At 67.3% G+C, this 13,062-nt stretch carries 10 protein-coding genes; 1 reads left to right on the top strand and 9 read right to left on the bottom strand.

What is annotated here, in order from left to right:
• Positions 1-933: 933 nt before the first annotated feature.
• The 6 genes from rodA (AC5P57_RS14260) to AC5P57_RS14235 form a co-directional block, all read right to left on the bottom strand.
• A complete protein-coding gene (gene rodA, locus AC5P57_RS14260) occupies positions 934-2,013 on the bottom strand; it encodes a rod shape-determining protein RodA (protein WP_185959222.1) in 1,080 nt (359 codons plus the stop codon).
• Between the two features lie 137 nt (positions 2,014-2,150).
• On the bottom strand, positions 2,151-3,263 hold the full coding sequence (gene rodA / locus AC5P57_RS14255; protein ID WP_099551168.1) for a rod shape-determining protein RodA: 1,113 nt from the start codon (positions 3,261-3,263) through the stop codon (positions 2,151-2,153).
• Positions 3,260-5,341 (bottom strand): penicillin-binding protein 2, encoded by a 2,082-nt coding sequence (mrdA, locus tag AC5P57_RS14250; protein WP_099551167.1) that lies wholly within the window; start codon positions 5,339-5,341, stop codon positions 3,260-3,262. Before mrdA ends, rodA (AC5P57_RS14255) begins: the two co-directional genes overlap by 4 nt.
• Before the next feature lie 3 nt (positions 5,342-5,344).
• Positions 5,345-5,830, bottom strand: a complete 486-nt coding sequence (gene mreD / locus AC5P57_RS14245) for a rod shape-determining protein MreD (protein WP_099551166.1) — start codon at positions 5,828-5,830, stop codon at positions 5,345-5,347.
• Complete coding sequence (mreC, locus tag AC5P57_RS14240) at positions 5,827-7,059, bottom strand: rod shape-determining protein MreC (protein ID WP_262235367.1); 1,233 nt, start codon at positions 7,057-7,059, stop codon at positions 5,827-5,829. Before mreC ends, mreD begins: the two co-directional genes overlap by 4 nt.
• Positions 7,060-7,180: 121 nt before the next feature.
• Entirely contained in the window at positions 7,181-8,227 is a 1,047-nt protein-coding gene (locus AC5P57_RS14235; RefSeq protein ID WP_005419402.1) for a rod shape-determining protein, read from the bottom strand.
• 284 nt (positions 8,228-8,511) lie between these two features.
• Here AC5P57_RS14235 and AC5P57_RS14230 point away from each other — a divergent pair, with 284 nt between their 5' ends.
• On the top strand, positions 8,512-9,450 hold the full coding sequence (locus tag AC5P57_RS14230) for a carbohydrate kinase family protein (RefSeq protein WP_005411078.1): 939 nt from the start codon (positions 8,512-8,514) through the stop codon (positions 9,448-9,450).
• 144 nt (positions 9,451-9,594) lie between these two features.
• Here AC5P57_RS14230 and AC5P57_RS14225 read toward each other — a convergent pair whose 3' ends face one another.
• The 3 genes from AC5P57_RS14225 to AC5P57_RS14215 form a co-directional block, all read right to left on the bottom strand.
• Positions 9,595-10,218, bottom strand: a complete 624-nt coding sequence (locus AC5P57_RS14225) for an HAD family hydrolase (RefSeq protein WP_099551171.1) — start codon at positions 10,216-10,218, stop codon at positions 9,595-9,597.
• Positions 10,218-10,949: a hypothetical protein gene (locus AC5P57_RS14220; protein ID WP_099551164.1), complete on the bottom strand. Its 732-nt coding sequence runs from the start codon at positions 10,947-10,949 to the stop codon at positions 10,218-10,220. The genes AC5P57_RS14225 and AC5P57_RS14220 overlap by 1 nt, the downstream gene beginning before the upstream one ends.
• A 126-nt stretch (positions 10,950-11,075) precedes the next feature.
• Positions 11,076-13,004: a M1 family metallopeptidase gene (locus AC5P57_RS14215; protein ID WP_099551163.1), complete on the bottom strand. Its 1,929-nt coding sequence runs from the start codon at positions 13,002-13,004 to the stop codon at positions 11,076-11,078.
• Positions 13,005-13,062: the final 58 nt, after the last annotated feature.

Here is a 13,062-nt window from a genome sequence, read left to right as displayed (position 1 = left end):
TGCTCCGCGCTCCCTGTACCCGTTGGATCAGTACTGCTTCCCGCCCGACGCCCCCTCGCGCTGCAACGATTGACGGCGCGCCGTGCCGAACGGGCCGCCATTGTGCAGGCCGATTACGACAAGTCCATTGATCAGGATCAACGCGCTGTAAAAGTGTGAACCAGCTAACGCTTTTTCCGGACTTTGGTCAGCGGGTGTGCTGTCGTGCATCGTTGTGAGAACGCTTCCACAACGGGCGTTGCGCAGAGTCAGGAAGTTTCCAGCCAACGGCGCAGCCCCTCGTGGGTCGCCGCGAAAAGCAGTTCACGGGTGAGGCCAGGTAGATGCGCTGCGCAGGGGCCGCTGCAAGTACGTCCATGTAAGCTCGGTCGCCGCATCCATGCGGCTCACGCCCCTGCGCAGCCCATCTACCCGGCCACGGACAGGTTCCGTGCGCGTCTACCCACGGAGAAGAAAGAGAAGATCAAAAGCAAAGACGGCTTGGCGGGTCGCTTCATTGCCTTGTGTGGAGCCGAAGGCAGCGGCAGGAGCCGCTGCCAACGTCGACCATGGCGACGGCCCGAAGGGTGCCGGTCAGGACGACCGGCATAGCCATGCTCGGCTCACGAGCAAGCGCAGCGCCGCGACCCGCTTTTGATCTTCTCTTTCTTCTCTGTGGGTGGCAGACCGCCAAAATCTGTCAGAGGTCGGTCGGGTTGGGTTCGCGGGGGTGTCAGCCGCATGGGCCCGAGGCATGCCTCGGGCGGGTTGGGCAGGACGCCCAACCCTGGCCTTGCCGCGCGTGCAGGACTGCGCGCACGAGCAAGCGGCTGCCAAGCCCCCATGGATGGGTTCACGGCGTCCCCGCACTGCCCACCCACCCGGCCAGCCCCCAGCAATCCGGCTTTCAGCGACCGACACCACCCACGAGGGGCTGCGCCGTTGGCTGGAAACCTATCCCCCGTGCACGGGCCGGTGCCCTCGTACCGCCATCACCAGTCCGATGCCGGCCAACAGCGAGACCGCCGATGTCCCGCCATAACTGATCAAGGGCATCGGAATGCCCACCACCGGCAGCAGGCCGGAAATCATTCCGCCATTGACCAGCACGTAGACGCAGAACGCCAACCCCAGACTGCCGGCCAGCAACCGCGCGTGCGTGTCCCGCGCATGCACCGCGATCCACAGGCAGCGCCCGACCACGAACAGGTACAGCGCGAACACGCTGGCCACGCCGATCCAGCCGAACTCCTCAGCCAGCACTGAAAACGCGAAGTCCGTGGTGTACTCGGGCAGGAAATCCAGCGTGGCCTGCGTCCCCTGCCCCCAGCCACGCCCGTCCCAGCCACCGGAGCCGATCGCGATGCGCGACTGCAGGATGTTCCAACCGGTGCCGAGCGGATCCGCCGCCGGGTCGAGGAAGGTCAGCACGCGATCCTTCTGGTACTGCCGCAACAGGCCGAGCCAGGCCAGCGGCGCGGCCACTGCCAGGCCCGTCGCGCCGGTCGCCACCCAGCCCCAGTGCAGCCCGGCCAACAGCAGCGCGAACACGCCGCTGGCGGTGACCAGCGTGGCGGTACCGAGGTTGGGCTGCATCAGGATCAGCACCGCCGGTACGCCGATCAGCACGGCGGCGGTCAGTACGGTGCGCGGCGACGGTGGCAGCGGTTGCCGATGCAGGTACCAGGCCATCATCAGCGGCAGGCTGAGCTTGAGCAGCTCGGACGGCTGCAGGTAGAACACGCCGAGATTGAGCCAGCGCTGCCCGTACTTGCCGGTGCCGATCACGTACACCGCCATCAGCGGCAGCATCGACAGCGCGTAGATCGCAGGGGTCCACGCGCGCAGTCGCAGCAGCGAAACGCGCGACAGCAGCCACATCGCCACCAGGCCACAGGCAAAACGCGCCGCCTGCCCGGCCACCGGGCCGGACACGCTGTGCAGCACCGCCAGGCCCGCGCCCATCAGGATCAACAACGCGACGAGCAACGGCAGGTCGATCGTGCGCACCGCCTCACGGCAGCGGCCAAGCATTCGTTTCCATTCCACGCGCGCCACGGTAGCAACGGGCGCTTGCGTGAAGCTGTCAGGGTGCTTCTGCTCTCCGTAGCCGAGCTGTGGGGTCAGATCCTTTTTCCTGTGGGAAAAGGGATCTGACCCCACAGCCGGACTCACCCGTAGCCGCCGTGCACCGGGTTGTGACTGCGCACCGCCATCACCAGGCCGAAGCCGGCCAGCAGCGATACGGCCGAAGTGCCGCCGTAGCTGATCAGCGGCATGGGCACGCCCACCACCGGCAGCAGGCCGGAAATCATCCCGCCGTTCACCAGCACGTAGACGAAGAACGCCAGGCCGGTGGCGCCGGCCAGCAGGCGCGAGTACGAATCACGCGACTGGCTGGCGATCCACAGGCAACGCCCGATCACCACCAGGTACAGCGCCAGCACGGTGGCCACGCCGATCCAGCCGAATTCCTCGCTCAGCACCGAGAAGGCGAAGTCGGTGGTCTGCTCGGGAATGAAGTTCAGGTGGGACTGCGAGCCCTCGCCCCAGCCCTTGCCATCGAAGCCGCCGGAACCGATCGCGATCTTCGACTGGATGATGTTCCAGCCGGCCCCCAGCGCATCCATCTCCGGGTCCAGGAACATCATGATGCGGTCCTTCTGGTACGGCCGCAGCAGCCAGAACCAGGCCACCGGCGCAACCGCGGCCACGCCGCCCACGCCCAGGCCGACCCACCACCACGGCAGGCCCGCCAGCAGCAGCACGAACACGCCGCTGGCGGCGATCAGCACGCCGGTACCGAAGTCCGGCTGCAGCATCACCAGGCCGGTCGGCACGCCGATGATGATCAAGGCCACCAGCACGGTGTTGAAGCGCGGCGGCAGCGGCATCTTGTGCAGGTACCAGGCCACCATCATCGGCAGGCTGACCTTCAACAACTCGGCCGGCTGCAGGTAGAAGAACTTCAGGTCCAGCCATTGCCGGCCATATTTGCCGGTGCCGAGCACGAACACCGCCAGCAGCGGGATCATCGAGATCGCATAGATCATCGGCGTGGCCGAGCGGATGCGCAGGATGGGCACGCGCGAGATGCCCCACAGTGCGGCCATGCCCACCGCGAAACGCGCGCCCTGGGCCATCACCAGGCCATCGCCACCGGCACTCTTCAAGGTGGCCAGGCCAATCACCATCAGCGCGCCCAGGGCCAGGCACAGCACCCAGTCCAGCGTGCTGAAGAAGCGGCGCAGCATGTCGCCGGCCCAACGCAGGAACACTCTCATCGTGCGGGCTCCGCGGTGGTCGGACGCGGCGTAGCCGGCAACGCGGCCGCAGCCGGCGTCCCCGGCTGTGGTGCGGGTGCAGGTGCCGGTTCCGGTGCGGGCACGCCGACCAGCACCGGGTGTTCGCCCAACTGTGCCGCAGCAAGATCACCGGCCTGGCGTGCGCCCACATCTTCATTGTCGAATGCGGTCGCACCGATCGCGGTGGTACCGCGCTCGCTGTCCAGCGGCTGCATGCCTTCAGGCATCTTGCCCAGCAGATAGGCGTCGAACACCTTGCGTGCGATCGGCGCGGCCGCCGCACCGCCGTAGCCGCCGCCCTCCACCGCGATCGCCAGCGCGATCACCGGCTGGTCGACCGGCGCGAAACCGACGAACAGCGCGCGGTGGCGCAGGTGCATCGGCAGGCTCTTCGGATTCACCGCAGCGGTGCCCTTGCGGCTGATGACCTGCGCGGTACCGGTCTTGCCGGCCATCGTGTACGGCGCGCCGGCCGCCATGCGTGCCGCACTGCCGCCAGGCAACATGGTGGCCATCATGCCTTCGCGCACCGCCTGCAGGTTGTTCGGGTTCGGACTGACCGGTTTGCTCTCACCCGGGTCGGTCGCCATCCAGTCATGGTCGAACCCCGCGCGCTGCTGGATCACCAGATGGGGCGTGCGCAGCTGCCCGTTGGCCAGCCCACTGACACCCCGTGCCAGCTGCAGCGGGGTGACCTTCCAGTCACCCTGGCCGATGCTGATGTTGACTGTATCGCCCGGGTACCAGGCTTCCTTGCGGGTCTTCCGCTTGTAGGCCGGCGACGGCAGGATGCCGCCGATCTCGCCGGTCAGGTCGATACCGGTCGGCTGACCAAAGCCGTAGTACTCCATGTAGTGGTCGAAGCGCTCGATGCCCAGGTCCAGCGCCAGCTTGTAGTAGTAGGTGTTGACCGACTGCGCGATGGATTTGCGCAGGTCGGTCCAGCCATGGCCGCCGCGGTGCGAGTCACCCCAGCCACGCGAGGTGCCGGGCAGGTAGAACATGCCGGTGGACAACACCTTGTCTTCCGGGCGGCGCACGCCGGAATCCAGGCCGGCCAGGCCGATCAGCGGCTTCAACGTGGAACCGGGCGCGACGCCACCGAGTACCAGGCGGTTGAACTGTGGCCGCGACGGGTTGTCGTTCAGTGCCTTGAAGTCGGCATGGGAAATGCCGTTGACGAACAGGTTGGGGTCGTAGGACGGCAGGCTGACCATCGCCAGCACTTCGCCGGTGCGCGGGTCCATCGCCACCGCCGAACCTTCCTGGTCACCGAAAGCGGCCACCATCGCGCGCTGCAGGTCGGCGTCGATCGACAGCCGCAGATCGGCGCCGGACTGCGCGGCGACGCGGCCGATGGTGCGGATCGCACGGCCCTGCACGTTGGTCTCGACCTGTTCGTAGCCGACCTTGCCGCGCAGCTGCTGCTCGTAATAGCGCTCCAGGCCGGACTTGCCGATGTGGGTCAGCGCGGCATTGCCCTCGCCCAGGATCTCCAGATCCTTGTCATCGACGCGGCCGACGTAGCCGATGATGTGCGCGAACAGGTCGCCGTACGGATAACGCCGGGTCAGGTAAGGCTCCAGCTCGACGCCGGGGAAGCGCCAACGGTCGACGGCGAAGCGCGCCATCTCCTCGTCGCTCATGCGCAGCTTCAGCGTGACCGGCAGGAACTTGCGGCGCGCCTTGCGCGACTTGTTGAACGCTTCCAGCTCTTCCGGGCTGATGCTGATGATCTTCGCCAGCCCTTCCAGGGTGGCGTCCATGTCCTTGACCTTGTCCGGGGTCACATCCAGGCGGAAGGCTGGCACGTTCTCTGCCAGCAGGCGACCGTTGCGGTCGTAGATCATGCCGCGCCCGGGCACCACCGGCCGCGGCTTGATACGGTTGGCTTCCGAACGCGTGGCGTAGACGTCGTGGTCCAGCACCTGCAGCTTGAAGTACCAGCCGCCCAGGCCCAGCAGGCAGACCAGCACGCCCAGGAAACCCAGCGCCGCACGGCGGCGGAACTGTTCGGCTTCGGCGTGCGGATTCTTGACCTGGCGGCGCGGGATCATGGCTCAGCGCCCGCGCTTGCCGAAGCGCACCGCGTCCAGCAGCACGAACACCAGCGGCCACAGGCCCATGCCCAGCAGCGGCGCCCACCAGTACGACCACGGCAGGGTCGGCTCGCCCACCAGCATGTGCACCAGCGCGCTGACGATGCGGTCGTTGAACAGCAGGCCGCCGATGGCCAGCATCTGCTGTGACATCGGGAAGAAGCGGATGCGCGCACGGAAGCGTTGCAGGATGAAGGCCAGCATCACCAGCCGCAGCGCCTGTTCGCCGAGCACGCCGCCGTACAGCAGGTCGGCGACCACGCCGCTGGCGAAAGCGATGCCCAGGCCGACGCGCTCGGGTGCTTCGATGACCCAGTACGCCAGTACCAGCGCCAGCCAATACGGTCGCAGCGGCTGCAGCAGCGCCGGCAACGGCAGCAGGCCCAGCAGCAGGGCCACCACCAGGCTGGCCGGCAATACCCACGGGTTGTCGCGCAGGCGGCTCATCGCTGGGCCTCCGGCGTGGTCGGTTGCCGGCCAGCGGCCGGCACTACCGTGGGGCTGGCCGGAGTAGAACCCCCTTGTTGTTCAAGGGGGCGCGCCGACGGCGCGGGGTCAAGGGAGGATGCGGGGGCAACAGTCCTCGTCGCAGACGGGGATTGCTGCCGGCCAGCGGCCGGCACTACCGTAGCCGACCCAGCATCGGGTGGAGAGCCCCCCTCTTGTTGAGGGGGGCGCGCTGAAGGCGCGGGGGTAAGGGAGGATGCGCGGGCCGGTTGCGCCGAAGGTGCAGTCGGCTGAGGGGGGCGCGCCAACGGCGCGGGGGTAAGGGAGGGTGCGCGGGCCGGTTGCGCCGAAGGTGCAGTCGGCTGCAATTCGCTGGCCGCAGGCAAGCGAATTGCTGCACCCGGGCGCAGCAGCAGCACGTCGCGACCACGGTCCAGCTGGGCCGCCGGCTTCAGTTCGCCGACCAGGAAGGCATGGGTATCGTCCGGGCGCAGGCCGGTGATGCTGCCGACCGGGAAGCCGGCCGGGAAGCGGCCACCGAGGCCGGAGGTGACGATCTCATCGCCCACTTCCACGCCGGCGCTGAGCGGGATGTCGCGCAGTTCCAGCTTGTCGCCGCGACCGTAGACGATCAGCCGCACGCCGTTGCGGGCCACAGTCACCGGCACGGCATGGTCGGGGTCGGTCAGCAGCAGCACGGTGGAGGTACCGCCAGTGACGCTGATCACCTGGCCCATCAGGCCGCCGGCATCGATCACCGCCTGGCCGACATGCACGCCTTCGCGGCTGCCGGCGTCGAGCACCAGGCGCTGCTTCACCGGATCCAGGTCGATGTCCAGGATCGGCGCCAGCTGCACGTCCAGGCCACTGCGCTCGGCCACGTTCAGCAGTTCGCGCAGCTGAGCGTTGTCCAGCGCGGCGGTCTGCAGGCGGGTCAGGCGCGCGTTGGCCAGCAGCAGCTGGTTGCGCAGTTCACGGTTCTCGTTGACCAGCTGGCCGTGGCTGGCCGCCGAGTCCTTGACCTGGTTGCCGAGCTTGCCCGGCAGGCCCGCCAGTGCCCATACCGGCTGCACCAGGCTGTTGGCCTGCCCGCGCAGCTGCGCGAGCCAGCCGGCCTGGTCGTCAAGCACGATCAGGGTGATGGCCAGTGCGAGATAAGCCAGCAGACGCAGCGGGCTGGCGGCATCACCGGATCGGGAAGCAACGGGAGGTCCGGCGTAGGGCGGCACGGCAACGATTCAACTGGCAGAAGGCGGAAGGGAAACACGCGGGCGCCCCGCCGGTGCCGGCCCGCCATCGCGGCGGGCCGCACCCCGGAAGGGCGCGGCGGGCAGGAACGGCCGGGACGGCTTATTCCGGCGCAAAGAACTCGTTGCCGTGCATGTCGACCAGCTCCAGCGCACGGCCACCGCCGCGGGCCACGCAGGTCAGCGGATCGTCCGCCACCTGCACGTGCAGGCCGGTTTCCTCGGAAATCAGGCGGTCCAGGTCACGCAGCAGGGCGCCACCACCGGTCAGCACGATGCCGCGCTCGGCGACGTCGGCGCAGAGTTCCGGCGGGGTCTGCTCCAGCGCCAGCTTGACCGCGCTGACGATGCCCGACAGCGGCTCATGCAGGGCTTCAAGCACCTCGTTGGAGCTGATCTTGATCATCTTCGGCACACCCTCGGCGAGGTTGCGGCCGGAGATTTCCATCTCGATCACTTCCGCCTGCGGGTAGGCGCAGCCCAGCTCGACCTTGATGCGCTCGGCGGTGGCTTCACCGATCAGCATGCCGTGGTTGCGGCGCACGTAGTTGGTGATCGACTCGTCGAAGCGGTCGCCACCGATGCGGACCGACGCCGAGTAGACGATACCGTTGAGCGAGATCACCGCCACTTCGGTGGTGCCGCCGCCGATGTCGATGACCATCGAACCACGCGCTTCGGTGACCGGCATGCCAGCGCCGATCGCGGCCGCCATCGGCTCTTCGATCAGGAACACGTCACGGGCACCGGCTTCCTCGGCCGATTCCTTGATCGCGCGGCGCTCGACCTGGGTCGAACCGGCCGGCACGCAGACCAGCACGCGCGGGCTCGGGCGCAGCACGCGCGACTTGTGCACCTTCTTGATGAAGTGCTTGAGCATCGCCTCGGTATAGGTGAAGTCGGCGATGACGCCGTCCTTCATCGGGCGGATGGTGGTGATGTGGCCCGGGGTACGGCCAAGCATCTGCTTGGCTTCGGCGCCTACGGCTGCCACCGAGCGGGTGCCACCGATGGCACGATCCTGGCGCACGGCCACGACCGATGGCTCGTTCAGCACGATCCCCTGCCCGCGCACGTAGATGAGGGTGTTGGCCGTGCCCAGGTCGATGGACAGGTCGTTGGAGAACATGCCACGGAGTTTCTTGAACATCTGAGGAAGGAGTCCTGAGGGGTGTCGTGCCCGCCGCGGGATGGCGAAAAAATGGGCAGAAATCGAGGCCGACAAGCCTAGCAACCCGCCTGCCGCCGAGCAAGGAAAAAACTAGCTGAACCCGCGTCTTCACAGGCTTTCGGCCTGATCGGGTCTCACCCGGTTCTGGCCCTGAGCGGCACCAGCGGGTAACCTTTGCGCCGTCGGGCGCCCAAGGGCGCCGTTTGCTTGCCCGCCGAACCGGGCCGGCCCATCCCAAAAATTCACCGCATAGGCTTACATCGATGTCCGCTCTGATCTGTGGTTCTCTTGCCTTCGACACCATCATGGTGTTCCCGGACCAGTTCAAGAATCACATCCTGCCGGACAAGGTGCACATCCTGAACGTGTCGTTCCTGGTCCCCCGCATGCGCCGCGAGTTCGGCGGCTGTGCCGGCAACATCGCCTACAACCTGCACCTGCTGGGCGGCCAGCCGATCCCGATGGGCACCGTGGGTTCGGACTTCGGCCCGTACCGCGAGTACTTCGAAGGCCTGGGCATCGACCTGTCGCGCGTGCGCGTGATCGACGAGCTGTTCACCCCGCAGGCGTTCATCACCACCGACCACGACAACAACCAGATCACCGCCTTCCACCCGGGCGCGATGATGCGTTCCTACGAGAACCACGTGCGTGGCGTACCGGGCGTGACCCTGGGCCTGGTCGGCCCGGACGGCCGCGAAGGCATGATCCAGAACGCGCAGGAATTCCACGAAGACGGCATTCCGTTCATCTTCGACCCGGGCCAGGCCATGCCGCTGTTCAACGGCCCGGAGCTGCGCGCCTTCATCGATCAGGCCGATTACGTGGTGGTCAACGACTACGAGTCGAACCTGCTGCAGGAGCGCACCGGCTGGGACGAGAAGGAGATCGTCAGCCGGGTCAAGGCCTACATCACCACCCGCGGCCCCAAGGGCGCGGTCATCCACACCCCGGAAAAGAGCTACGACATCCCGCCGGCGCACGAGCGCCGCGTGGTCGACCCGACCGGCTGTGGCGACGCCTTCCGCGCCGGCCTGATCTACGGCATCCAGAAGGGCTACGACTGGCTGACCATCGGCCGCATGGGCAACCTGATGGGCGCGCTGAAGGTCGAGCACCCGGGCACGCAGAACCAGCGCTTCACCTTCGATGAGTTCAACGAGCAGTTCAAGCAGCAGTTCGGTTACGCGCTGGGCGCGTAAACCGAACTGCCCGCGCATTCCACCTTATCCCCGCGCCTTCGGCGCGCCCCCTTGAACACCAAGGGGGCTTTCCACCCGATGCGCTGCTGGGAATGCTGTTGGTAGGTGTCGACCTTGGTCGACACTGCCGGCCAGCGGCCGGCACTACCCCTTCTGCTGCCAGGCCGCCAGCAACGCTCGGCAATCGGCGAAATGCCAGTCGGCGCTGCCGGGCCACGGGTTCTCCGGCAGGCTGACCAGCACGGTGTGCGTGCCCGCAGCGCGGCCGCACTCCAGGTCGTAGGCGTGGTCACCCACCATCACCATGTCTGCGGCCGCCACGCCCCAGCGCCGCTGGTGCTGCTGCAGGCCATCCGGTGACGGCTTGGGCACCGCTTCATCGCGGCCGATGATGTCGGCATCGTCGAACAACTCGCCGACCCCGATCGCCTCCAGCGTCAGCTTCGCCAGCGCGTGGTCGTTGCGGGTCAGGATGCCCAGCCGGCAGCCAGCCGCCGCCAGCGCGCGCAGCAGCTTCACCGCGCCCGGCGCCGGCAGCGCGTCCTCGGCCAGCGCGCGCTCGTGATCCAGCAGCCACGCGCGCTTGGCCTGCGCCGGTGCCTCCGGCAGCGCCGCGATATGGTCGAGGATGTCTTCCTCGGCGGCGATCTGCAGCGCGCGGCGGATCGCGGCGAAATCATGCACGGCTACCGTCAGCGTGCCGTCCATGTCGAACACCCAGTGCCGGATCGCGGACAACGCGTGCACTGCGCTGCCCGTCGCGATCATCACTGCCACCACTGCGGCATGCGGCTGGCGTCGACACCGCCGGTTTCGAACACGGCCGTGCGCGTGCCGCCGGCCTTGACCGGGAACTCGATGCTGATCGACTTGCCCTTGCGCGCCAGCTTCCACAGCGCCTTCTGGTCGGTGATGAACATCGCAATGGCTTCATCGGTCTTCGGGCGCCAGGCCGCCATCGACACGGGCTTGCCGTCGTCCACGGTCACCTTCACCGTGCATTGCGGACAGCGGAAATCACCGGCCTGCAGCACCAGGTAGGCGTGCCGCTTCCACTCAGGGTGATCGCGGAACACCAGCTGCACCGGCTTGGCACCACTGCCGTCCACATCCACCCGTTCCTTGCTGTAGATCGACGCCGAGACCTGGTTGCCCTTGCTGCCGACCGGAATCTGGTTGTACTGCCACAGCCCCTGCATGCGGCGCAGGTCGCGCGCGGCGTCGCCCTTAGCCTTTACTTCATCGAAACCGGCCGCGATGCGCTCAGCGGCGGCGGTGTCCTTGTACTGGTCCAGCAGCGAGGCACCATGCAGGCGCGCGCGCTCCCAGTCCTGCGCAGCTACGGCCATGTCGTACTGCTTGGCCACGTCGTCGGCCTTGGCCTCCTTCTGCGCCTGCACGGCCGCCGCGGCGGCTTCCTGCGCCTTGCGCTCCTCCTCGGGATTGCTGCAGGCGGCCAGGGCCAGGGTACAGGCGGTGAGCAGGATCAGTCGTTTCATGGCAGAGGTCCTATGCGAGTGCATCCCGATTCTATCGGCAGCGAAAAGCGGATACAGCAACGGCGGGTTTCCCCGCCGTTGCTGGTGAAGCCGTGACCGGTTGCCGGCCAGCGGCCGCACTACCGCTTACTTGGCTTCAGCCTTGGCCAGCATGTCCTGCACCGAGGCGGTGGTGATCGGGTGGTAGCCCGGCTTGGCCTTTTCGAAGGCCTGCTTGGCCAGCTCCAGCCCCTTCGGGGTCTTCACCAGTTCGGCGTAGATCGGCAGGATCAGCTTGCGACGGCCGACACGCTCGATGAACGCAGCGGCACCTTCATTGGCCTGCTCGTAGCCGCTGCGGATCGCCAGCGGGTACCAGCGCATGGCGATCTCGCCATTCGGGGTGCCGGTGAAGTGGAAGGCCTTGTCCAGCGTGGCCAGCTTGTCCAGCGGCTGGGTCGCGCCCAGGCCGTCGATGAAGCGCACCCATTCCTGCGTGCTCCAGTCGGTGATGACCTGGCTGCTGGGCACGGTGCCGGCGCTGGCGAAGGCAATGCGCGCGGTATCGACGCTGCTGAAGTTGCGCGACTGCGCCTTGGCCGCGAACGCCGGGATGCCCGGCTCGTCCAGCCACGCCTTCAGTTCGGCCTCGGTCACGGCCGACGGATTCTTCGGCAGCAGGTTCTTCTTCAGGTACTCGACGAACTGGTCGGTGTTCGCGCTCTGGAAGGCATGGTCATCGAACCAGCCACGCAGGAACGGATCGAAGGTCTCGCGGCCGAAGCGCTGTTCCAGGAACTCCAGGAACCACGAACCCTTGACGTAGGCGACCTGACTGAGGGCTTCGTCGGGGTCGCGCTCGTTCAGCGGCGGCAGCGCCAGTGCCTGATCGGCCGGGCTCATGTCCTTCACTTCGGCCAGCAGGTCGGTCTGGTCGATCTGCTTCTCCATCTCGGCCATCTCCTTACCGTACAGGGCTTCGGTGATGCGGCCCTGGACGTAGGTGGTGAAGCCTTCGTTGAGCCAGATGTCCTTCCAGCTGGCATTGGTCACCAGGTTGCCCGACCAGCTGTGCGCCAGTTCGTGGGCAACCAGCGAGACCAGCGACTTGTCGCCGACGATCACGGTCGGGGTGGCGAAGGTCAGGCGCGGGTTTTCCATGCCGCCGAACGGGAACGACGGCGGCAGCACCAGCATGTCGTAGCGGCCCCAGCGGTATTCGCCGTACAGCTTCTCGGCGGCACCGATCATCTTCTCGGTGTCTTCGAATTCCTTGGCGGCCTTGTTGACCATGGTCGGCTCGGCCCAGACGCCGGAGCGGCCGGAGATCGGCTCGAACACCAGGTCGCCGGCGGCGATGGCCAGCAGGTAGGACGGAATCGGCTGCGGCATCTTGAAGGTGTAGTCACCGTCACGCGCGGCCTTCGGATCGTTGTCGGCGCTCATCAGCACCATCACGTCCGGGCGCGAGACCACGTGCGCGCTGTAGGTGAAGCGCACGCTCGGGGTGTCCTGCAGCGGCACCCAGGAACGGGCATGGATGGCCTGCGACTGGCTGAACATGAAGGGCAGCTTCTTGCCCTCGGTCATCGACGGTGCCAGCCACTGCAGGCCCGAGGCGGTCGGCGCGGTGTGGTAGGTCACTTCCACCTTGGCCGGCTGTTCCGGGGCCTCGATGGTCAGCTTGCTGCCGAACACCTTGTCAGCGGCGGCCAGCTCGAACTTCAGCGGGCTGCGCGCGCCATCGGCGGCAACGGCCTCGACCTTGGACACGCTCAGCTCGCGGGTGTCGAGCACCAGCTGCTTGGCGTCCTTCTGCTTCCATTCCAGGGTGTAGGTGGCGGTACCGCCGATCTGCTTCTGGTCGAAGTCCAGCTTCAGATCCAGCGCGATGTCCTTGATGACGACCTTGTCCGGCTCGGCGTATGAGCTTTCGTCGTGGCTGCGGTTCTCGGCGTTCACGGGAGCGGCAGGGGCCTTTTCGGCAGTCGGGGCGGCGGCGGGCGCGGCCGCCTCCTGGGAGCAGCCGGCGGCCAGGGCCACGGCCAGCGGAAGGAGCATCAGCGGATTACGCATGAATCGGGACCGTTACGGGGATCAAACCCCAATGGTACCTCCCTCCGGCCCGGCAGGC

This window comes from Stenotrophomonas sp. YJH_SMC_79, from assembly GCF_059367995.1.
Note: the sequence above shows the minus strand (reverse complement) of the source record. Positions and strands in the feature narration are given on the sequence as shown.